The organism is Pseudoalteromonas sp. PSi26, from assembly GCF_054960575.1.
On the sequence record NZ_JBHNYT010000002.1, the window covers coordinates 97,316 to 119,595 of the forward strand.

20 protein-coding genes are annotated in these 22,280 nt (G+C 39.7%); 14 read left to right on the top strand and 6 right to left on the bottom strand.

Annotation, left to right across the window (positions count from 1 at the left end; all coding sequences use genetic code 11):
* Positions 1–14 precede the first annotated feature (14 nt).
* Both ACFI34_RS02495 and ACFI34_RS02500 read left to right on the top strand, forming a co-directional pair.
* Entirely contained in the window at positions 15–2,009 is a 1,995-nt protein-coding gene (locus ACFI34_RS02495) for a marine proteobacterial sortase target protein (RefSeq protein WP_462672277.1), read from the top strand.
* Complete coding sequence (locus tag ACFI34_RS02500) at positions 2,006–2,599, top strand: class GN sortase (protein ID WP_462672278.1); 594 nt, start codon at positions 2,006–2,008, stop codon at positions 2,597–2,599. The genes ACFI34_RS02495 and ACFI34_RS02500 overlap by 4 nt, the downstream gene beginning before the upstream one ends.
* On the opposite strand, the gene ACFI34_RS02505 is transcribed toward ACFI34_RS02500, so the two are convergent.
* Complete coding sequence (locus ACFI34_RS02505) at positions 2,494–3,453, bottom strand: DMT family transporter (protein ID WP_462672279.1); 960 nt, start codon at positions 3,451–3,453, stop codon at positions 2,494–2,496. The genes ACFI34_RS02500 and ACFI34_RS02505 overlap by 106 nt on opposite strands.
* A gap of 116 nt (positions 3,454–3,569) precedes the next feature.
* Here ACFI34_RS02505 and proB point away from each other — a divergent pair, with 116 nt between their 5' ends.
* The 4 genes from proB to gltX all read left to right on the top strand — a co-directional run bounded on the left by proB (position 3,570) and on the right by gltX (position 7,697).
* The gene (gene proB, locus ACFI34_RS02510) at positions 3,570–4,673 is read left to right on the top strand and encodes a glutamate 5-kinase (RefSeq protein ID WP_462672280.1); all 1,104 of its coding nucleotides are present in this window, start codon (positions 3,570–3,572) and stop codon (positions 4,671–4,673) included.
* Between the two features lie 102 nt (positions 4,674–4,775).
* Positions 4,776–5,735 carry a GGDEF domain-containing protein gene (locus ACFI34_RS02515; RefSeq protein ID WP_462672281.1) on the top strand — a complete coding sequence of 320 codons (960 nt, stop codon included), beginning with the start codon at positions 4,776–4,778 and terminating at the stop codon, positions 5,733–5,735.
* Positions 5,736–5,807: 72 nt separating this feature from the next.
* A complete protein-coding gene (locus tag ACFI34_RS02520; RefSeq protein ID WP_462672282.1) occupies positions 5,808–6,167 on the top strand; it encodes a glutaredoxin family protein in 360 nt (119 codons plus the stop codon).
* Between the two features lie 45 nt (positions 6,168–6,212).
* Positions 6,213–7,697: a glutamate--tRNA ligase gene (gltX, locus tag ACFI34_RS02525; RefSeq protein ID WP_008130406.1), complete on the top strand. Its 1,485-nt coding sequence runs from the start codon at positions 6,213–6,215 to the stop codon at positions 7,695–7,697.
* Between the two features lie 96 nt (positions 7,698–7,793).
* On the opposite strand, the gene ACFI34_RS02530 is transcribed toward gltX, so the two are convergent.
* Entirely contained in the window at positions 7,794–8,192 is a 399-nt protein-coding gene (locus ACFI34_RS02530; RefSeq protein ID WP_462672283.1) for a hypothetical protein, read from the bottom strand.
* A gap of 172 nt (positions 8,193–8,364) precedes the next feature.
* Between ACFI34_RS02530 and ACFI34_RS02535 the strand changes: the two genes are divergently transcribed.
* From ACFI34_RS02535 to ACFI34_RS02550, 4 genes are all read left to right on the top strand, one after another.
* Positions 8,365–9,066, top strand: a complete 702-nt coding sequence (locus ACFI34_RS02535; RefSeq protein ID WP_462672284.1) for a DUF3581 domain-containing protein — start codon at positions 8,365–8,367, stop codon at positions 9,064–9,066.
* Between the two features lie 93 nt (positions 9,067–9,159).
* Entirely contained in the window at positions 9,160–10,407 is a 1,248-nt protein-coding gene (locus tag ACFI34_RS02540) for a DEAD/DEAH box helicase (protein ID WP_462672285.1), read from the top strand.
* 240 nt (positions 10,408–10,647) lie between these two features.
* A complete protein-coding gene (locus ACFI34_RS02545; protein ID WP_010555805.1) occupies positions 10,648–11,187 on the top strand; it encodes a heme NO-binding domain-containing protein in 540 nt (179 codons plus the stop codon).
* 2 nt (positions 11,188–11,189) lie between these two features.
* A complete protein-coding gene (locus ACFI34_RS02550) occupies positions 11,190–12,923 on the top strand; it encodes a response regulator (protein WP_462672286.1) in 1,734 nt (577 codons plus the stop codon).
* A 90-nt stretch (positions 12,924–13,013) separates the two neighbouring features.
* Here the strand turns inward: ACFI34_RS02550 and ACFI34_RS02555 are convergent, their stop codons facing one another.
* A complete protein-coding gene (locus ACFI34_RS02555; RefSeq protein WP_462672287.1) occupies positions 13,014–13,970 on the bottom strand; it encodes a methylenetetrahydrofolate reductase in 957 nt (318 codons plus the stop codon).
* Positions 13,971–14,227: 257 nt separating this feature from the next.
* On the opposite strand from ACFI34_RS02555, the gene ACFI34_RS02560 reads away from it, so the two are divergent.
* Positions 14,228–17,107 (top strand): M16 family metallopeptidase, encoded by a 2,880-nt coding sequence (locus ACFI34_RS02560; RefSeq protein WP_462672288.1) that lies wholly within the window; start codon positions 14,228–14,230, stop codon positions 17,105–17,107.
* Between the two features lie 172 nt (positions 17,108–17,279).
* Here the strand turns inward: ACFI34_RS02560 and ACFI34_RS02565 are convergent, their stop codons facing one another.
* Positions 17,280–17,600 carry a helix-turn-helix transcriptional regulator gene (locus ACFI34_RS02565; RefSeq protein ID WP_462672289.1) on the bottom strand — a complete coding sequence of 107 codons (321 nt, stop codon included), beginning with the start codon at positions 17,598–17,600 and terminating at the stop codon, positions 17,280–17,282.
* 1 nt (position 17,601) lies between these two features.
* Positions 17,602–18,009: a hypothetical protein gene (locus tag ACFI34_RS02570; protein ID WP_462672290.1), complete on the bottom strand. Its 408-nt coding sequence runs from the start codon at positions 18,007–18,009 to the stop codon at positions 17,602–17,604.
* 302 nt (positions 18,010–18,311) lie between these two features.
* On the opposite strand from ACFI34_RS02570, the gene ACFI34_RS02575 reads away from it, so the two are divergent.
* From ACFI34_RS02575 to ACFI34_RS02585, 3 genes are all read left to right on the top strand, one after another.
* A complete protein-coding gene (locus tag ACFI34_RS02575; protein WP_462672291.1) occupies positions 18,312–19,241 on the top strand; it encodes a GGDEF domain-containing protein in 930 nt (309 codons plus the stop codon).
* A 142-nt stretch (positions 19,242–19,383) separates the two neighbouring features.
* Positions 19,384–20,202 (top strand): serine O-acetyltransferase, encoded by an 819-nt coding sequence (cysE, locus tag ACFI34_RS02580; RefSeq protein WP_462672292.1) that lies wholly within the window; start codon positions 19,384–19,386, stop codon positions 20,200–20,202.
* 34 nt (positions 20,203–20,236) lie between these two features.
* On the top strand, positions 20,237–20,923 hold the full coding sequence (locus ACFI34_RS02585) for a hypothetical protein (protein WP_462672293.1): 687 nt from the start codon (positions 20,237–20,239) through the stop codon (positions 20,921–20,923).
* On the opposite strand, the gene xseA is transcribed toward ACFI34_RS02585, so the two are convergent.
* A complete protein-coding gene (gene xseA / locus ACFI34_RS02590; RefSeq protein WP_462672294.1) occupies positions 20,920–22,251 on the bottom strand; it encodes an exodeoxyribonuclease VII large subunit in 1,332 nt (443 codons plus the stop codon). The genes ACFI34_RS02585 and xseA overlap by 4 nt on opposite strands.
* Between the last annotated feature and the right edge of the window lie 29 nt (positions 22,252–22,280).

Genomic DNA, 22,280 nt, shown 5'->3' on the forward strand with positions numbered 1-22,280 from the left:
GATGGAGTGATTTTATGTTGAGTAACCCAACCAAAATGCTTGTTAAGGCAAGCATTTTTATATTCACGGCAATAGCGCTATTAGCAAGTAATAGCAGCTATGCGCAATCGCCAAAGCTTGAACTAACCGATACCTTAGGTAAGCCCGTTAGCCCTGCCATAATATTAAAAAGTGACGCTCATATGACAGTAACAGGGTTAATTAACCATGTTGTAGTTAAGCAAACTTATCAAAACGAAAACCCATTTGCGGTGAATGCGCGTTATGTGTTTCCACTACCCGACGAAAGTGCAGTGCACGCCATGACAATGCGCATTGGTGAGCGTGTTATTAAAGGGCACATTGATAAAAAAATAGAGGCCGAAAAAAAATACGCACAAGCTCAAAAGGCAGGAAAGCAGGCTGCACTGGTGCGTCAACAACGGGCAAATATGTTCGTCACTAATGTGGCAAATATTGGTCCTGGTGAACAGGTGGCTATTGAACTTGAGTATCAAGAAATTATTAATTACCGCAGTGGCACTTTTACCATTCGTTTCCCTACCACAATTACGCCGCGCTACCATGCAATAAATGGCACATTAGAGCAGCCTAGTTCAAGCCTTATGGATCAAAACGTAGCGCCCAGTGGTTGGCTAAGCCCGGTTTATAACGTTCAAAAAAATAATGATGCACCTATCAGTGAGTTTACTTTAAACATAGATATAGATGTGGGGTTAGAGCTTGTTGATATAACCTCTAAACATCACCGTATTAATGTTAATAATCCTGCGTTTGGGCAATATAAAATAGCACTGAACGATACAAATGGGGCTAATCGTGACTTTGTTTTAGCGTTTAAGCCGCTTCAAAAAGAAAACGCGCAAGCTGCCTTTTTTACCCAGCAGTTTGAAAACGCAGACCGCTATGGCCTTGCTATGTTAATGCCGCCTGGAGATCATTTTACGCAAACTCAGCGCTTACCCCGAGAAATGGTATTTGTAGTAGATACATCGGGCTCAATGCATGGGCAGTCTATTGAGCAGGCCAAAAAGGCATTATTTTATGCGCTGTCGTTACTTGAAAGCGACGACAGTTTTAACATTATTGGTTTTGATAATAATGTCACCGCCATGAGTGATAGGCCTCTTATCGCCAGTGATTTTAACTTACGCCGAGCAGAGCGTTTTATTTACAGCCTTGAAGCCGATGGTGGCACCGAAATACAAGGCGCGCTTGACGCGGTACTTGATGGCAGTACGTTTGATGGTTTTGTACGCCAAGTAGTGTTTTTAACAGACGGCAGTGTAAGTAACGAAGCTACTTTATTTAAAAATATTCAGGCTAAATTAGGTGATAGCCGTTTATTTACGGTAGGAATTGGTAGTGCTCCTAATAGCTTTTTTATGCGCCGTGCAGCCGATATAGGCAAAGGCACATTTACTTTTATCGGCAGCACACAAGAAGTACAGCCTAAAATGCAGCAGTTATTTGATAAGCTCGCCCACCCAGCCATTACAGACCTCGCTTTAAGCGATGAAAACGGTAACAGCTTAGATTTTTGGCCGTCACCACTGCCTGATTTATATTTTGGTGAGCCAGTTATGGTTGCTATAAAACTTAATGATGCTAAAAGTGTGATACTGACAGGGCAAACAGCACAAGGGCCTTTAAGTATTAAATTAAGCACACAAAATAGCTCTCAAGCCAAAGGCATAGCAAAACTGTGGGCGCGTCAAAAAATTAAATCGTTACTTTTATATAACGAGCAAAGTAGTGTTAAAGACGAGGTGCAAAAATTAGCTTTAACGCATCAGCTTTTAAGTCCATTTACTGCGTTTATTGCCATTGAACACACTCGAATTAAAGACGTTGCAGATCAAACAGCGCAAGCCGCTAACCAAGTACCGCAAGGGATGGAAATGCGTTTGCCGCAAACCGATGGGCAAAGTAGGCTGCATATAATGCTAGGTTGTATATTACTTATGGTGTTTGGTGTACTTAAATCAAAAAGACGAACTAAAACATGAAAAAGTGGTTAAGTGCAGGGCTATTAATTATAGGGCTCAGCTTGTTTGGCCACGGTTTGTATATGCAAGCAAAGGCATGGCTTGCACAAGTGCTTATTGAGCATGCGTGGCAGCAAGCGCTTGCAGAGCCGGGTAAAAAAGTAAAACCGTGGTTTTATGCTGACAGTTTTGTAACCGCGCAGCTTTATTTTCCATCGCATAATAAAACGTTAAGTGTGCTCGGTGGTGCGAGTGGTCGAAATTTAGCATTTGCACCAAGCCATTTTTTGTCCGCGGGGGAATTGGGCAATCGCCAGAAGGGAGCGTTAATAGCAGGTCATAACGACACCCACTTTGCGTTTTTACAGCACGTCAAAATGGGGGATCAGTTTACTATGCAGTTACAAAGCGGGGAGTTACAACAGTATAAAGTCACGGCGGTTGATATAATTCATCAATCGCAGCATGACTTTTTACGCACACCGGGGCTTTATTTACTTACCTGTTATCCCTTTGATGCATTAGCGTCGGGCACCGATTTGAGGTTATTGGTATCGGCAGAAATATCTTCACCAGATTCACTAAGTGGTATATCAACAACAAGCTCTTGATGGCGCTGACTAACCATAACGCCAATAAATACCACAAAAATACTAAGCCACTGCCAAAGTGTAAGTACTTCTCCCAAAATAATGGCCGATAAGATAAGTGTAAAAATAGGAATTAAATTTGAATACGCCGCCGCAGTAAGCACCGATACCTTGCTAATTGCATAGTTGTACATACCGTAGCCGCCTAAAGTAACGCAAGAGCCTAAATATAAAATACTCATAAGTGCCGTTAGGTCGTGTTGATTTTCGCTGGGTAGGTCAATAAAAAATAAAAAGGGGGCAAAAAACAAACTCCCGCTAATGCCTTGTAATGCAATTAAAGTCAGTGGTGAATACCGGTTTGCTAAGTGCTTAATACTAACAGTATAAAATGCAGCGCACACCATAGCCATTAACTCTAGAAAGTTACCCAAAATAGGATTAGGCGCTTGTTCTGAACTTGGTGAGAGCAGCGTAAGTAAAATACTGCCGCCAATACATAGGGTAAAGCCCACCACAATGGCTTTACTTATGTATTCTTTAAGCATAAAAAAAGCTAAAAACGCCACTATAATTGGTAAGCAAGACACAATAACACCCGCCTGAGATGCAGACGTATACTCCATTGCATGGCCTTCAAACAAAAAGTATAAACAAGGCTCAGCAAGCGACATGCCTACTAAATATTTCCAATCACCTTTTAGGTATTCAAAACGAATAACATAACGCCATAAACACAATGAAATAACGAGCGTAGTAAGCATACGTAAAAATATCACCAATGCTGGATCGTAAATGGCAATGGCGTATTTAAGCGCTATAAACGAACTGCCCCATAAAAAAGTGGCAATAATTAAACATAAACTAGCAGGCATAAGACTTATTTAAACTATAAAATATAGCGCGATCCTAGCATGAAAATTTTTAACTTGTTCAAAAATACCGAGCTGGTATAAGTTAAATCATAATAAAATTTTAATAGCTAAAAACAATGCAAAGGGAACAGATAATAGTTGTAAAGTTAGGTACAAGCGTACTAACTGGTGGCACCGATAAACTAGATAAAGCCCATATGGTTGAGTTAGTTCGCCAATGCTGCGAGCTTAAAAAGCAGGGGCATCAGGTTGTTATGGTATCGAGCGGCGCCGTAGCTGCAGGCCGTGAGCAGCTATTAAAACCTTGTGGTACGAGCTTAGTGGATAAACAAATGTTAGCCGCCATTGGGCAGGGTCAACTTATTCATATATGGCAAAGTTTGTTTGCCTTGTATGGTGTAAACGTAGGGCAAATGCTGCTAACACGCGCTGATGTTGATGACAGGGAGCGCTACTTAAACGCACGCGATACATTAACGGCCTTACTTAGCTATGATGTGGTGCCTATTATAAATGAAAACGATGCGGTGGCGACGAGCGAAATAAAAGTGGGTGATAACGATAACCTATCGGCCTTGGTGGCTATATTAGCTAATGCAGACAAATTGCTATTACTTACCGATCAAGACGGCTTGTTTACCAGCGATCCGCGCACCAATGCCGATGCAAAGCTTATTGACGAAGTAACCCATATAAACGATGAACTGCGTCAACTTGCTGGTGGCAGTGGTACTAACTTAGGCACTGGCGGTATGGCAACAAAGCTGCAAGCGGCTGATATAGCAAGGCGTGCAGGCGTTGAAGTTATTATTGCCAAAGGCGCTGGCAGCAACGTTATTTTAAAATGCATGAGCGAGCAATTACCGGGTACTCGCTTTTTAAAGTTAACAGCGCCTAAAGATGGTCGCAAAAAATGGTTATTAGCCGGGCCTAAAAGCAATGGGCAAATAGCAATAGACGCAGGCGCTATTCGTGCGCTGCAAAATAATGGGGCAAGTTTATTGGCCAAAGGAGTCACTTGTGCCTTTGGGGATTTTGAGCGTGGTGATTTAATAGATTTGATTGATACAAATAACCAAGTAATTGCGCGTGGTTTAACCCGCTTTAGTCGCTCGGAGGTTAATAAAATTAAAGGCGCACATTCAAAAAATATTGCACAGTTACTTAGTTATGACGCTGGGGCAGAAGTATTGCATAGGGATGATTTGGTACTACTTTAATGCTTAGCTAAAAAGCATGTATTTTAATTAACTGTCTAATTATTTAGTAAAGTTATAGATTACGTCTACAATGGTTAAAAATTATTCAAATTGGGTGTGGCAATGCAAGCCAATTCATGTGGCCACGAGTGGGTAGTCGAACTCACTTGTCAGGAAGACGAAAGCCATTTAGATTCGGCTTTAATAGACGTGCTAGGTGACTTACTAAGCGTCGATAATTTTGCGATTTACATAAACAAGCACGTTACCTTGCAAGCCCCACCAATACTGATAAACACACACAGCAACTTAACATACTTAGAGCCCAGTCAAGCCCAATTAATCCTTAATAAAGCAACGCCCAGTAAAACAAGGGTTGTTCATACGACTGATGATGTAACAACATACATCCCGGTTAATCATAGCGATACCATTCTGGGTGTTTTAATTATTAAAACCAAGCAGTTAATAACCGATAGAATAAGTGCATTAGCGATGTACATTTTAAATGTATATGCGAATCAATTATGGATTTTGCATAAGTCGCGGCTTGATCCTTTAACGGGGCTTTTAAATCGCCAAACCTTTGACAAAAAGGTAATGGAAATAGTCACCGGTAATGGTTTTTTATTACCCCGAGAGCAAGCAGATACAAAACGCTGTTGGTATTTAGCCATTGTTGACATTGATTTATTTAAAAATGTTAACGATACATTTGGCCATGTAGTTGGCGACGGTGTGATTGCACAAGTTGCTAAACTCATAAAAAATAATTTTAGAATTGAAGATTATGCTTTTAGATACGGAGGGGAAGAGTTTGCAATAGTGTTTCAGTCGCAAACAAATACAGATGCACTTAATGCACTAACTCGTTTACGACAGCGAGTAGCCAGTCATGATTTTGAGCACATACAGCAGTTAACAATCAGTATTGGCTTTTTAGAGCTGCAGAGCGCTGATACCGTTTCAAGCATAGTAAACCAAGCCGACATGGCGTTATATCACTCAAAAAAAACAGGACGGAATAAGGTGACATCATGTCACGAACTTACGCTCAGTAAAGAAGTCAGGATTTCTCAATAGTATTGAGCTTTTTTGATTGTAAATTTGTGCTAAAATCTGGCTCCTTAAATTGTTGTAGTCAGAGTATTAAGCATGAAATTCGTTCGTTGGTTTTTAGGTTGTATAATTTTATTCTTTAATTTTATATTTACTCCTCGTAGTAAAAAGCGTGCAAGCGAAGAGCAAGCCAAGCTTGATCTGCAAACCTCTCATTTTAAACTTTACCAATTTAAAGCATGCCCGTTTTGTGTGAAAGTACGCCGTGCTATTAAGCGCGAAGGCTTGAACATAGAAACATGCGATGCAAAAAACAATGAGCAATATCGTCAAGAGCTACTAGAACAAGGTGGCAAAATTAAAGTGCCTTGTTTACGTATAGAGCAAAATGGCCAAACTCAATGGCTGTACGAATCTAACGATATTATTGCGTACTTAAATAAAGTAGCTGCTTAAACGATTCATTTAATTTTTATCTCACTTATTTAAAGAGACATTATCATGACAATCCGTACTCGTGTTGCCCCGTCACCTACTGGTGACCCGCATCTTGGCACCGCTTATATTGCATTATTTAACTACTGTTTTGCTAAACAGCAAGGCGGCGAATTTGTTCTTCGTATCGAAGATACAGACCAAGTACGAAGCACACCTGAGTCGGAACAAGCGATAATGGATAGCCTACGTTGGTTAGGTCTTGAGTGGGATCATGGCCCTGATGTAGGCGGTGAATTTGGCCCTTATCGTCAGTCTGAACGTAGCGATTTATATAAAAAATACGCACACCAACTCGTTGAGCAAGGCAAAGCATTTTACTGTTTTGCAACAAGCGAAGAGCTTGACCAAATGCGCGAAGAACAAATGGCCGAAGGTCTGCGTCCTAAATACGACGGTCGTGGTTTAAACCACACAGAAGACGAAATTAAAGCTAACCTAGCTGCAGGTAAGCCTTACGTTATACGTATGAAAATTCCAAGTGAAGGCACCTTCAAGTTCAACGACTACCTACGCGACGAGATTGAGATCCCGTGGGAAAACGTAGACATGCAAGTGCTATTAAAAGCCGATGGCTTCCCAACGTATTTTTTAGCAAATGTGGTAGACGATCACCACATGCAAATTAGCCATATTTTCCGAGGTGAAGAGTGGATTAACTCAGCACCTAAACTATTAAAGCTTTACGAAGATTTTGGTTGGGAAGCGCCAGTACTTGGGCACCTGCCACTATTACGTAACCCAGATAAGTCAAAGCTTTCTAAGCGTAAAAACCCTACAAGTATCAATTACTACAAAGAAATGGGTTACCTACCAGAAGCGGTACTTAACTACTTAGGCCGCATGGGCTGGTCAATGCCAGACGAGCGTGAAAAGTTCACACTTGATGAAATGATTGAACACTTTGACATGAAGCGTGTATCGCTTGGTGGCCCAGTATTTGACGTAGATAAGTTAAGCTGGTTAAACGGTACGTGGATCCGCGAAAACTTGACTGACGAAGAGCTTGTACAGCGCTTTGTTGATTGGAAGTTTAACGGCGAAATGCTAGCTAAAGTATTACCAGAAGCTAAAACGCGTATTAATACGCTTTCGGATATGGTTGATTTAGCAGGTCATTTTGTAGGTGGCATTCCAACTTACGACCCAGCATTGTTAACGGCGGGCAAAGCCGACGAAAATGTAATACGCCAAGCGCTACAATTTTTTGTATGGCAATTAGAAGGCTTACGTAGTTTTGATAAGCCAGCTATTTTTGCCATTGCAAAAGAGGTTGCCACATTCCACGAGCTAAAAATTAAAGACTTTTTAGAGCCAATATTTGTAGCAATCACAGGTAAAACGTCATCGACGTCGGTACTTGATGCAATGGAAATTTTAGGCTCTGACCTATCACGTGCGCGTTTACGTGTAGCACTTGCTCATTTAGGTATTTCTAAAAAGCAGGCTAAAAATATTGAGCGTGCGTACCGCACATACCCAAGCGCATAATCTTTAGTCATACTTTATAAAAAGCCGAGCTTATTAAGTAAGCTCGGTTTTTTTGTTTTAGGGAGCCAGTGTTAATTAGTTCTGGTATTACTGCATTTATTTCAAGTCGTAAGCTTGACCCGTACAAGTAACCGAAATGTCGCAATAAGATTGAGGAGTTTCTCTACAAGAATTAATAGTAAAGGCATTACCGCCTCTGCGCATTGCATCCGCTTTAAGTGAATCTATGGCACTTGATTTGGCGCGATTGTAACTAACGTTATTGTTTTCACCACGGCCATCTCCATTACAGCTCTCGCCTTCAATTCGGCCTAATAATGAAGCACCGCTTTCATGGGCTTGTTGGTCACTATAAAATTGATGCAGATCTCTTTTATTTACATAAGTACCAATTTCATCACCTAAAACATCGTTGTTTATATTGGTATGGTAAGTAACGCCAGAACACCCAGTTAGTGCAGTTAGCGCACAGGTTACAGCAAAAATACGCAGCATAATGATTAATCCCTTAGTTATTGTTGGCTTAAGAACAAATTATCAATAAAAACAAAAGCAAGCAAAACAAAAACAAAAGTAAGTTGTATCATTTTGTAAGTGATTCGACCTCTCTTTAAATTTTTTCTGGTAGTATGGGTAAGTTATAAGCAGTTTAAGCAGTGAACAAACTATGTTAAGTCCTTACTTTCAGCAGCACGCTGATTATGTTTCTATCTCTCGTGAGCAAGGGTGTCGTTTCGCAAAGTGCGTTGCAGATGATTACAATCCACTTCATGATAAAGATGCCAAAAAGTTTTGCGCGCCAGGAGACTTACTTTTTTCTTTAGTGTTAGACCGCTACGGTATAAGTGAGCGAATGGAGTTTACCTTTGCTGGCATGGTTGACGAAAATACCAAACTTAATTTTCCACAAGGGGATGATGAGTTTGATGTAACCAACGGCGATAAGGTAATTTTAAAGGTAAAACGCGAAGGCAAAACCAGCAAATGCCCAACACTTACAAATAGCCTAATAAAAAACTATGTTGAGTTTTCTGGTGCGGCATTCCCACATGTCATTATTCCGTTAATGGGCAAGCAAGAGGTGATGATTAACCCAGCGCGCCCTATGGTTATTTACGAGTCGATGATTATTAATCTTGATGACATTAATATTCAAGCACCAACGCTTGAGTTTGCTGAGCCGAGCTTTGAATATACAGGTAAACGCGGCAAAATTACCCTGCGCTTTAACCTATTAGAAAACGGCGAAAAAGTTGGTTTTGGTGAAAAGCACATGGTGGTGTCGGGTATTCGTGAATACTGCCAAGCAACGGTTGATGACTTAATCGCATTTTATAATGAGCGAAAAGCGACCTTAAAACCAGTTTAAAATCAGCATTTAAATGAGGCGCTATTGATAGCGCCTTTTTTATTGCTAAAGCTCAGGTATAATGGCGCTCTTTGTTATTTTAAAGCTAAGCCTATGTCCGCTACATCATTTTCATCACTTAATCTCGACCCGTTATTATTAACAGCGATTGAGCAAAATAATTACACTACGCCAACCGCAATTCAGATTAAAACTATTCCGCCAATTCTCGCGGGCAACGATGTAATGGGTAGCGCGCAAACTGGCACAGGTAAAACAGCTGCCTTTGTATTGCCATTACTACATAAGCTTTTAAATACACCTAAAAAAGATGAGCCAGGCATTGCCCGAGTGGTCATTTTAACGCCTACGCGTGAGCTTGCTCAGCAAGTGTTTGCAAGCTTTGAAAAATACGCTCAAGGCAGCAATATTCAGGGTGCTTTAGCGTATGGCGGTGCAAGTATTGGCCCGCAAATTAAAGCACTTAAAACGGCGCAAGTGATAGTGGCCACACCAGGTCGTTTGCTCGATCATATCGTTAAAGGCAGTGTGGTGCTTTCTAGTGTTGATTCATTAGTATTTGATGAAGCCGACCGCATGCTCGACATGGGCTTTATTGATGAAATAAAACGTATTTTGCGCCACATTCCAGGCGATCGCCAAACCTTATTGTTCTCAGCCACATTCGATGACAGCGTGTTTGAGCTAAGTAAAAAACTACTTAAAAATCCCGAGCTGATTGAAGTTGATAAACGTAACTCAGCCGCCGTTGAAGTAGAGCAAATTATTTACGCAGTTGATGAAGAGCGTAAGCGTGAACTTGTATCGCATATGATCGGCATGAAAAATTGGCGCCAAGTACTTATATTTACGCGCACCAAACAAATGGCCGATAAGCTTGCCAAAGAAATGTGTAAAGACGGTTTAAAAACAGAATCCATTCATGGCGATAAATCGCAAGGTGCGCGAGACCGTGCACTACAAAACTTTAAAGAAGGCACTACACGCGTATTAGTTGCCACTGATGTAGCTGCCCGTGGTTTAGATATTCCGGCGCTTAAATACGTAATTAACTTTGAATTGCCATACATAGCTGAAGACTACGTACACCGCATAGGCCGTACGGGGCGCGCAGGCGAGCAAGGCCTTGCAATGTCGCTTGTAAGTATTGACGAGCAATGGTTACTTGAAGAAATTGAAGTACTGCTTGATACGCGTTTAGCACCACAATGGTTAGAAGGTTATGAGCCTGACTTAAACAAAGCCCCTAAAGATAACCGAAAAAACACCAATAAAGCGCGTAAAGATCGTGACAAAAAGCGTATTACAGGTAAAAGGGCTCCAAGCAGGCGCCGTAAATAATAGCCAATAGCATGGGGCAGTTAATGCCCCATTTAGTGATAAAAAATGAGTTTTAAATAGTATTTAGCAATTTTATACACATCCGCTGCGCTTATTTTAATGGTCTCTTTTACATAAAGCGGCTAAATAAATACCACCCCTTTAAATAGCAATACTTTGTAAGTGTTTTTTCTTCTTACAAATGTGCATTATTACAGTTTAAATCTATACTTAATCTACGACTAATAGGTTGGTAGAGCGATGAAAGGTATTATTTTTACTGAATTTTTAGAAATGGTCGAAAGCACATTTTCACCTGCCGTTGCCGATCAAATTATTGTACAAAACGAACTGGATTCCAATGGGATTTACACCAGCGTTGGTAACTATAACAAGCAAGAGCTTTTAAAATTAGTGACTTCGTTGAGCAACATCGTCGATGTTCCAGTAGATGTACTGGTTAAAGAGTACGGAAAATATCTGTTAACGCGCTTCTTGGTTTACTATCCACAGTTTTTTGAAAACCTCACTACCACGTTTGATTTTTTAGATACCATAGATAGGCACGTACATGTAGAAGTTGAAAAATTGTATACCGACGTTGAGTTACCTAGTTTTCAAACCAAGCGATTAAGTGATACTCAAATGCAGATGGTTTACCATTCGAGTAATCCCTTTGCAGTGCTCGCTGAGGGGTTAATAGAAGGTGCAGCCGAGCATTTTAAGGAAAATATCAGCATACGCAGCGATATCAGTGACGATCATCAAGTTGCTACATTTAACTTAACTCTGGTAGGTTAAATATGGATATAGCTCTTTTACAGCGCAGATTAGAACGAGAGCGTTTGGCACGAAAAGAAGCTGAAAAACTACTTGAAGCCAAATCGTTACAGCTTTACGAAGCCAATAAGGTACTCAAAGGTGCGGCTGAAAATTTGGAGCAAGAGGTTGCTAATAGAACTCACGACCTTGAACTGGCTAAACAAGATGCAGAAGCTGCGAATGAGGCTAAATCAGACTTTTTAGCAAACATGAGCCATGAGATTCGCACCCCAATGAACGCCATAATAGGCATGGCTTATTTGGCTTTAGATACTGAGCTTTCGGAAAAACAGCGTGATTATGTTGAAAAAATTCATTATTCGGCAGAGTCTTTATTAGGAATAATTAATGATATTTTAGACTTTTCAAAGGTTGAAGCGGGTAAAATAGAGCTAGAACAAAAAGAATTCAATTTTAATACCTTCCTAGAAAATCTTGTAAATATTATTAGCACGCTAGCATCACAAAGAAAAATTGAAGTGGTGTTTGATATTGACCCCTTACTGCCTGACTTTTTTATTGGTGATGCATTAAGACTCAACCAAGTACTATTAAATCTGTTAAATAATGCACTTAAATTTTCAACACGGGGTAAGGTTATATTAGCTGTAAAACTAGTTCAGAAAGTAGATAGTTATTGCAGTGTTGCTTTCTCTATTTCAGATAACGGCATTGGGATGACCCAAGCACAAGTTGACTCACTATTTAAACCTTTTACTCAGGCTGACGTATCGACAACCCGAAAGTTTGGTGGAACGGGGCTTGGTTTGGTAATAAGCAAAACATTGGTCGAACTAATGCAGGGCGATATTACAGTAAACAGCAAATTAAATAAGGGAAGCTGCTTTAGTTTTACTATTTCACTCAATTATTCGACTAAGCAAAATGAGTTTGAAATATCACAAATTAGAGCCAAGCGAGCACTTGTTATTGAGAGTTCAGATAGTCAGTTAACATCATTACAAACGCTGCTTTTAGGTTTTGAAGTAAAATTTGACACTGTAAATAATATCAACCAAGTATTAGACCGGCTAGGCATGCTACATGATTACGATTTTATATTTATAGATTGGCGAACTTTAAATTTAAATCATGATAGTGCTGCGCAGTCTTTGCGCAATAAGCTTAAATTAAATGCAAAAAAGCTAATTGTAATAGCGCCTTGTGAAAATAAAGCGCTAAACGAAAGCCTACTAGGGTTTGGTAATAACACTTATAAAGTACTCATAAAACCAATAATTAAAAGTACTTTGCATAACGTACTTTTACAAATTATGCATATAAAAACACTAAAAAAACCAGAATCACAAGAGAGCTTAAATACACAAAACACACTACAAAAACTGCAAGGCATTCATATTTTATTGGTTGAAGATAACCCGCTCAATCAACAAGTAGCAACACAAATACTGCGTAAAAATGGCTTAATTGTTGATATTGCTAACGATGGCCTTGAGGCATTAGATGCGCTAAAGCATAAAACTTACGATGGTGTGTTCATGGACTGCCAAATGCCTAGAATGGATGGTTATACGGCAGCCATAGAAATAAAAAAACAAGCAAAGTTTAAAAATTTACCCATTATTGCAATGACTGCTAATACAAGAGAAACCGATTTATTAAAGGCGCAAGATTGCGGTATGAATGGCTATATTTCAAAGCCCATTAAGGTTGAAAGTATGTTTGAAGTAATAGCAAAGTGGGTGTGTATTTAGATTTTTGTTTTTGAGTTGTTTACTAAATAAGTTAGTGAGACAAAAAAGGCAAGCATTAGCTTGCCAAGAAGGGTGTAAATTAGTTTAACTTTACGCTATTTGTTTCTCAGCTAGGTTGAGCTCCATAGTTGCTTTTAATAAACGGTATAGGTTAATTGATGCGTCAATTTCTTCTTTACGGTTTGTTAAGCTTTCAATGTTTAAACCCAGTGGCACGTCTAAGTGCGCACAGCTTTTTAGAATTGAATCGAGATTTTCGCGGCAAATACGCACCGATTCACTCAAGGTGTTGTCGGCGTCAAGCATGCGCCATTTGGTCGCCTCAGGAACAGAAATCCCCAACCACTGCATAAACTCTAAGGTTTTTTCTCCGCCACACGGCGTAAATGTTAGTATAATACGTTTTGGTGCAACGCTTTGTGCTTTGCAAGTACGCGCGTAACTTGTTATTAAATCAATAGTAGCTTGAGCATTATAAACCGCTTGCGATATAAAAAATTGGCAACCTTGTGTTGTTTTTTCTATTAAGCGCTCGTGTTCATTGCGCTTGCTTGCATGTCGCTCCGCAATGGTTACGCCTCCTAAAAAGAAGTCATCACTTTGCTCAGCTAATGTTTTATAAGCGTCAGGTAGGCTTAGTTTAATATCACCTTCCGACGATGGGCTACCCACTAAAACGACATTTTTTAAATCAAACTCGTTTTTAGTTTCATCTAGCCACTCTTTAAATTCAGCCTCACCGCGTTGCGCTACGCTTTTGTAGGTAATTACATCTAGGCGTGATAAGTCTTTTAGCAACTTACTGTACTCACGCGGATCAACCGTTTGTTTAAATGGAAACGGACGAGCCTGATTAGTACGGCTGCTCTCATCTTGAATATCGTAAATTACAACACCGTCGTATTCGATTTCGTGTAAGCGGCCTAATAGTTTTTCTGCAATGGTTTTTAACTGCGCTTTATCAGTGCCTATTTTGGGTGGCGTTGTGCCAATAAGATAAACACCTTGATTAGTGTCCTCAATTTTCTCTTGAAGTGATAAAGCCATAATCCTCATTCCAGCTCAATGGTTGATAGATTTAATATAGCAGCCATTTAGACGTCTAGATAGATTTTTTAAGTGAAAGTTTTTCAAGCAACGTGAGGATTATTCATACAAAGGAGTCCTTAAATTAAGTGCATGACACAGTTGTTTACATAATAAAGCGACTGAGGGCTCTTATATTCATTGGCTTTGGGGCATAATTAGTAGTGAAATTGTAAATATTTTGACAACAACTTTGCTCAATTTACTAAAGGACAATTATGAAATTTAAATTATTAGCAACAAGCCTTGCGGTATCACTCGCTTTAACTGGCTGTGCAATGCAAAAAAATGAAACAACACAAGCAGCAAAACAAGAACAAATAAAAAAAACTGACGACCGTGTTTTTTCACAAGATTACTTAATTGAAGAGCTTGAGAATGGCTTACGTGTAATGGTTGTAAAAACGGATTACCCTGATGTTGTTTCGTTGCAAATACCCGTTTCTGTTGGCTCGCGTAATGAGGTAGAAGCGGGCAAAACTGGTTTTGCTCATTTTTTTGAACATATGGTATTTAAAGGCTCTAAAAAATTTCCGCAAGACGAATACACCGCCATATTTAAAAATGCAGGGGTTGATAACCGCGCATACACAACAAACGATTACACTAACTACCATTTAAACTTTTCAAAGCAGCACCTTGATAAGGTACTTGAAATTGAAGCTGATATTTTTCAAAACTTAACTTATACCGAAGAGCAATTTAGAACCGAAGCACTCACGGTTAAAGGTGAGTACTTAAAAAATAACGCTAGCCCAATTCGTAAGTTGTTAAGTGCTGTGCGTGCAGAGGCTTTTGAAAAACACACTTATAAACACACCACAATGGGCTTTTTTGAAGACATAGAAGCCATGCCAGACCAAATGGCTTACGGTAAAGAGTTTTTTGATAAGTTTTATAAGCCAGAATATGTATCGCTAGTTATTGTGGGTGATGTTGACCCAAAAGCGACTATGGCAATGGTTAAAAAGCACTGGAGTGGTTGGGAAAAAGGTAATTACGTTGCCGATATTAAAGCTGAGCCAAAACAGCAAGCTCCTAAATATTTGCATGAACAAAATAAAGCCTTGCCGGGGCATTGGCTATTGGTATCGTATAAAGGTGCTGCGTGGGAACCCGCTAAAAAAGACAGAGCAGCACTTGATTTAATCTCGCAGCTTTATTTTTCAAGTAACTCAGATTTATATCAAGAGCTCGTTGTTGATAAACAAATAGCGAGTCAAATGTTTACTTATAATCCAGAAACCAAAGATCCAGGCTTACTGCATGTATTTGTAAAAGTAGAAAACGCTGATGATTTAGCAAAAGCGCGTGACGCAATTAACCGCACTTATGCAAAAGCCAGAACAGAATTGGTCGATGCACAAAAATTAAGTGACTTAAAATCTAATCTTAAATATGGCTTTATTAATGGTTTAGATTCTTCGCAAGCAATTGCATCAACGCTTGCAAGTTACATGCATTTTGAACGCGATCCTGAGGTTATTAACCAGCTTTATAAATCAGCCGACAACATCACAGCAGAAGATATTAAAGCGGTTGCCAATAAATACTTTGTAGATAACACGCGTACTACCGTGACTATGTCGGCACTTGATAAAGCACCGGGGTTTGCAGAAGAGGCGAGTTTAAGTGCAGTAGTTGCAAAACTTGAACAAGCCCCAGAGGCACCTGTATTTAAAGTGCTTGATAAAACCAATAGCTCGCCGCTGATTGATGTAAACTTTTTATTTAATACAGGGGCAGCTGCTGATCCTCAAGGTAAAAAAGGTGTAGCTGCGCTTACCGCCGCAATGCTTGCTCAAGGTGGGTCGCAAAGCACCAGCTACAAAGAAATTCAAAAAGCGCTTTATCCGCTTGCAGGTAGTTTTGGTTACCAGATTGACAAAGAAATGCTGTCGTTCCAAGGGCGTATTCATAAAGATAACGCTGAAACTTGGTATGCACTTGTAAGCGAACAATTACTGAATCCAGGCTTTAGAGACGATGACTTTCAACGCCTTAAAAAAGAAATGATCGACGGTATTAAGTCGGGATTAAAAGCGTCTAACGATGAAGAGCTAGGTAAAGAAGTACTCTACAGCACGCTTTACAAAGGCCACCCATATGAAAGCTACAACTACGGTGATATTTCTGATTTAGAAGGATTAACGCTTGATGATGTAAAAGCATTTTACAATTCAGAGCTTACTCAATCTAAACTAACACTGGGTTTAATTGGCGCTGTGCCTAACGCGCTTAAAGCTGAAATGATGAGCGATTTAGCAACCTTACCTAAAGGTGAGAAAAGCCGTTTAAGTATTCCTGATGCACCAGTACTTAAAGGCCATCATGCAACGATTGTAGAAAAATCAGCGCAATCGACGGCAGTATCGTTTGGCTTCCCGATTGATACAATTCGCAGCAGTGAAGATTGGACTGCACTTTGGCTTGTGCGTTCGTACTTTGGTGAGCATCGTAGTTCTAACTCATACTTATATGAGCGAATTCGTCAAACGCGCGGTATGAACTACGGCGATTACGCATATATTGAATACTTCCCACGTGGTATGTTTCAAACTAAGCCTGATGCAAATTTAGGGCGTTCTGAGCAAATATTCCAAGTATGGTTGCGCCCACTTCGCTCTAACAACGACGCGCACTTTGCAACGCGTACCGCATTATTTGAGCTGGATAAGCTTATTAAAAACGGCTTAACCGAAAAAGACTTTGAGGCAACACGTAACTTTTTAATTAACTACGTGCCGCAGCTTGTAGCAAGTCAAAACCGCCAGTTAGGTTATGCACTTGATAGCGAATTTTATAACACAGAATCGTTTGTAAAATATGTAACAAGTAAACTTGAAAAGCTAACGCTTGCTGATGTGAATCGTGTGATTAAAGATAATCTACAAACCGATAACGTGCAGTACGTGTTTATTACCGGTGACGGTGAAGACATGAAAAAACGTTTAGTGTTAGAGCAAACATCGCCAATGGTTTACAACACAGAAAAACCAGCAGCGCTTGTTGCAGAGGATAAAGTTATTGCCGATTACGCATTAGCTATTCCGGCTAACAATATTGAAGTAGTGAAAGTTGATAGTGTTTTTAAATAAACCTTAAACAAAACGACTTGTAGATAATGAAAAGCCCCACGTTTGGGGCTTTTTTATAGCATTGAGCCAACCTTTATCCCTAACCCTAAAATTATTACTGCGCTGATTATAGCTATTAATGTGATATGGCCTCGTCGTTCTTTTTCTTTACGTTTTGACATTTTTTATTGCCTCAACTCATTATAAAAAATACAGTGATCATCCCCAATATAAAGCTGACTACTGACGATAGTGCTAAAATTGAGGTTATATTACGCGTGTTTAAAACTGGACTAACATCGCAAGAGTTAGTGTTATCTTCAAGTTTAATTAATTCACCTTGGCGTACTTCCAATACAGCACATAAAGCCATTGTTGTTTCTTTTGATGCTGCACCTTCTTTCTCTACCCGTTGAATTGTTCGTAAACTAACATCGCAGGCGTCAGCAAGTTGCTGCTGGGTCCAATTTAACTGGCCTCTGAGTGATTTAACAGTTGTAGGATTTAATTGCACGTTAAAGCTTCCCTACAAATAGTTCAACAATGGTTGCAGTTGCATAGCCAAACACTGCACCGCCTAATGCGCAACCAGCAATAAAAAAGAAAGCCTTTTTAGGATCGTCAGGAAGACTGCATTGAATTTGTTTGGCAACGACTTTTGTATCTTTATAAAGTGTGCACTCCATTCGCCCTGTGAGTATGTTTAGCATGTCAAACTTTACTTGGTACTGTGAGCTCTCAAAATCAAAAGAGTGGGTGCTTGTGCAATTTACATTGCGCTTTTTACTAAATAAATCATCGTTTAGGTACACCTCTTCTTTACCAGTAAAGTAACTTCCAAAACAGGCTATTTGATTGTCGCCATCTTGAAAATAAAATTTATAGCCGAGTTTTTTAGTATTTAATATGTCGTTTTTCATCATCGTTATCCTTGTTGAGTTGATGATGCTAATTTAGCGTTTATTATTATTTTTTACGCCGTCATGAGTATGCCAGTGAGCAGTTTGGCATATGACACTGTGTATGTCATGTGTGTTTAATTACTGATTTTAATGTGTTTTATTTAATTTTCGTTCAGGTTTAAAATGAGTGTTGCTGTCGTATCATTTTTATTCTTTGATTGAGTAAATAATAAATTTAAAGAAAAGTACGCATTTATTTTTGTCAAAAAAACGCTAAGTACATATACTTTCAGACAATTATTCTTATAAGTCTGAAGGTAAGCGTGCTAGATGATAAATTATTTTTAAAGTTAGTTTTGGACACTATGCCAGAGCAGGTTGTTGTAATTAATAAAGAAGGAGAAATGGTTTTTATAAATAAAGGATGGCAAAACTTTGGTGAAGAAAATGACTGCTCATGCGGTGCTTGGGAAAAAGAAAATTATTTATTTACCTGTAAAAAAGCAGCAGACAATGGTGACGAAATAGGCGAAAGAGCATTGAAGGGAATTAATGCTGTTATTAATGCAGAGCAAGAAGCGTTTTATTTAGAATACCCATGCCATAGTGATGATGAAAAACGCTGGTTTATGATGCGCGTAGTACCATTTAAGTACAGTACTGATTTTTATTATGTAATTACGCATCAAAATATTACAGAGCGAAAGCTCGCTGAAGAAGAAGTCCAGAAACTGGCAAGTATTGATGGGCTAACTGATATATTTAATCGTGGTTATTTTGATAGCTTTTTAGAGCAAGAATGGAATAGGTGCAAGCGTTTAAACATGCCTCTTTCATTGGCATTAATTGATTTAGATGACTTTAAGCTACTTAACGACACTTATGGTCATCAACAAGGTGATGAGTGTTTAAAACAAGTTGCGGCAGTCCTTAAGCAATATACAAAAAGACCCAGTGATATTTGCGCACGTTTTGGCGGGGAGGAGTTTGTACTTGTTTATGGCAACACAAACTCTGAGCAAGCAACAATAATTATTAATGCTATTGTAGAACAGCTAAAGCAGCTTAATATTTGTAATGAGCTGTCTTTACCAAGTAAAACGCTTACTGTTAGTGTTGGGCTGGCAAGTGTTATTCCTTGTAATAGTTATACAATACAAAATATGGTCAAAGAAGTCGATGACTTATTATACAAAGCAAAAACTGCGGGTAAAAATTTAGTATGTGCAGCCGATTTAACCGTGGTTGACTAAATTTTAAATACTTAGTTGTTAAATGTGCTTTGTTATACCTAATAACCAGAACAAATAACTAAGGCGTTAACACCTTGAGCTTTAAATCCGTTAGACTTAGCAAAAGGCTCTTTTTTATATCAATTTAAGGCAGTTCAGTATTATGCGTCATGAAATTTGGCAACAGCTTCGAAGTGAAGCAAATGAAGTCGTCACTCGCGAACCACTTTTAGCAAGTCATGTGTATTCATGTATTTTGAACCATGAGTGTTTGGGTTCGGCATTAAGCTTTATTGTTGCTAACAAATTGGCCGATGCTGTTGTATCTGCATTTACTATTCGTGAATTATTCGATCAATCATTTGTAAAATGCGATCGTATGCTGTCTTTTGTCGCAGAAGATATTAAAGCCGTAAAAGATAGAGATCCAGCCGCAGAAACCTACCTGACTGTTATTTTAAATTTAAAGGGGTTTCATGCTATTCAAGCTCACCGTTTAGCTAATTGCCTATGGCAACAAAACCGTAAAGAACTGGCGCGTTTTATTCAAAGCCGTACCTCTGAGGTGTTTGGCGTAGATATTCACCCTGCGTGTCAGGTTGGTAAAGGTATAATGTTTGACCACGCAACGGGCATTGTTATTGGTGAAACGGCAGTCATTGAAGATAACGTATCAATACTGCAATCGGTTACGCTAGGTGGTACAGGTAATGAGCAGGGCGATCGCCACCCTAAAATCAGAGAGGGTGTGTTAATTGGTGCAGGCGCAAAAGTGCTGGGTAACATTGAAGTGGGTGAGGGCGCACGTATTGGTGCAGGGTCGGTGGTATTAACGGCTGTGCCACCTCATACAACGGCCGTTGGCGTACCAGCTAAAATTATTGGCAGACCTGAATGCCCGTGTCCTGCGCAAAGTATGAACCAAAACTTTTTAGCTACACCAGAGCCTGAAAACGAATCGCATACCAGCGCTATGCTTTAACATATAAGAAAAATAAACTTTAAAAGGAATTAATATGAACAAAAATAACGTTTTAATCCTTGGAATTGGGTTTATTGCAGGTGTGGGTTTAACTTGGGGATATTTTAATTTGGCTTCAAATGATTTAGAGCCAGATAAGTTGCAGCAAAGTAATACTCTTTTGCAGAAAACTCATGCTCCACAACCAACAAGTCACGAAGTAACAGCAAACAATACTGTACCAGCTGTAACTCAACAAGCCGTTAGCTTAGAGCAAAGTGAAACTTCCGCCTCCACCGCTTTTGAACCTCAAGAGATTGATGAGCTTCCTCTAGAAGAGCAAGTTGTGCAACTTAAGCAGGAATTAGCTAAGCAAAAGTCGTTAATGGAAAGTGTGGTGAAGCAGCTGCGTGCCCCAAATGATGTTGAAGCCGCTTTACAGGCACAGTTTAATGAGCAACAACGTGATGAAGAGTGGGCTTATCAAACTGAAACCGCCTTGCAGGATTTTTTACTTACCGCAGATTTAGCCTCAACGCCTGATATTGTCAGCGCAGAATGTAAGTCAACGGTTTGTAAATTTAAACTTGCAGCGCCAACGGATAACGATTCATTCGATCATACCCAATGGCGAGAGCTAAATGATAAATTAATGAAGCAAGAGCTTTGGTTGCAATTTAAAAGAACAACCTCGACTTCAAGCGACACCGAACTTACGTTACTAATGGCAACAGAGCTTTAAAGCGCTGTTGACTTTACAGAGCCATCGACCAGCTCTGTAACTAAAACATCACCGGCTTTAATTTGACCCACAGATTTAACCACTTTCCCTTGTTGTGTTTTAGTGATGCTATAACCGCGTGCTAAAACATTAAGCGGGCTTACCGAATCTAGCTTACTTGCTTGTAATGCCAGGCTATTATTGGCTTGTTGTAATTGTTGTTGTATAGCTTGGTTTAATCTTGCTTGTAATTGCGACAGCTGATGAGAAGCTTGTGCTAGCTTTTTGTCTGGAGATTGACGCATTAAACGTGGCGTTAAATTATTAAGCGTGCGCTCTTGTTGGTACAACCGGCTTTGCATAGCTTGTTGTAAGGCAATACTTAACTCATCTAATCGCTGCGCTTTTTGATTGAGCTGATTGCGCGGGTGGCATAGATTTAAACGATGTTGTAATTGGGTTGCGAGCGCACGCTTATCTGCAATGCTATGTTTAAATGCATTATTTAAGCGGTTAATAAGCTGGGTTACTTTGCTATGCAACTCTTGCGTGTTAGGACTTACAAGCTCAGCCGCTGCAGAGGGGGTAGGGGCCCGCATATCGGCAACATAATCACTGATTGTGGTGTCTATTTCATGGCCTACGGCACTTATAATAGGTAAATCACTGTTATGAATAGCGCGGGCGAGTTGTTCGTGGTTAAAGCACCACAGATCTTCAAGTGAACCACCGCCGCGCCCTAAAATAAGTATGTCTACTTCGTTGCGTGCATTGGCTAACTCTATTTGGTTAATTAAATGTATGTAGGCTTCTTTACCTTGCACCATGGCTGGGTAAATAATGACTTCTAATTGCGGTGCGCGGCGTTTAAGTACGGTTAATATATCTTTTATAGCTGCGCCCGTTGCAGAGGTGATTACACCAATCCGGTTTATATTTTGCGGCAGTGGATTTTTGTATGCAGAGCTAAACAGTCCTTCAGCAGCAAGGCGCATTTTTAGCGCATCAAACTCTTGCTTGAGTTGGCCTTCGCCTGCCGGTTCCATATGTTCAACAATAAGCTGGTAATCGCCGCGAGGCTCATAAAGTGATACGCGTGCTTTTACTGTTACTTGTGCGCCGTTTTCTGGGCGGTAACTTTGGCTTCGGTTATTACCTCGCCACATAGCCGCTTTAATTTGTGCTTTGTCATCTTTTAACGAAAAATACCAATGCCCAGAAGCTGGCGCAATGAAATTAGAAATTTCACCAGTAAGCACTAATGAAGCAAAGCCTTGCTCTAGTAATGTTCTGATCTCTCTATTAAGGCGCGAGACGGTATAAACCGTTTGCGAAGGCTTTGAAAACATAAAAACAACCTAAAACTATTTATGAGGCA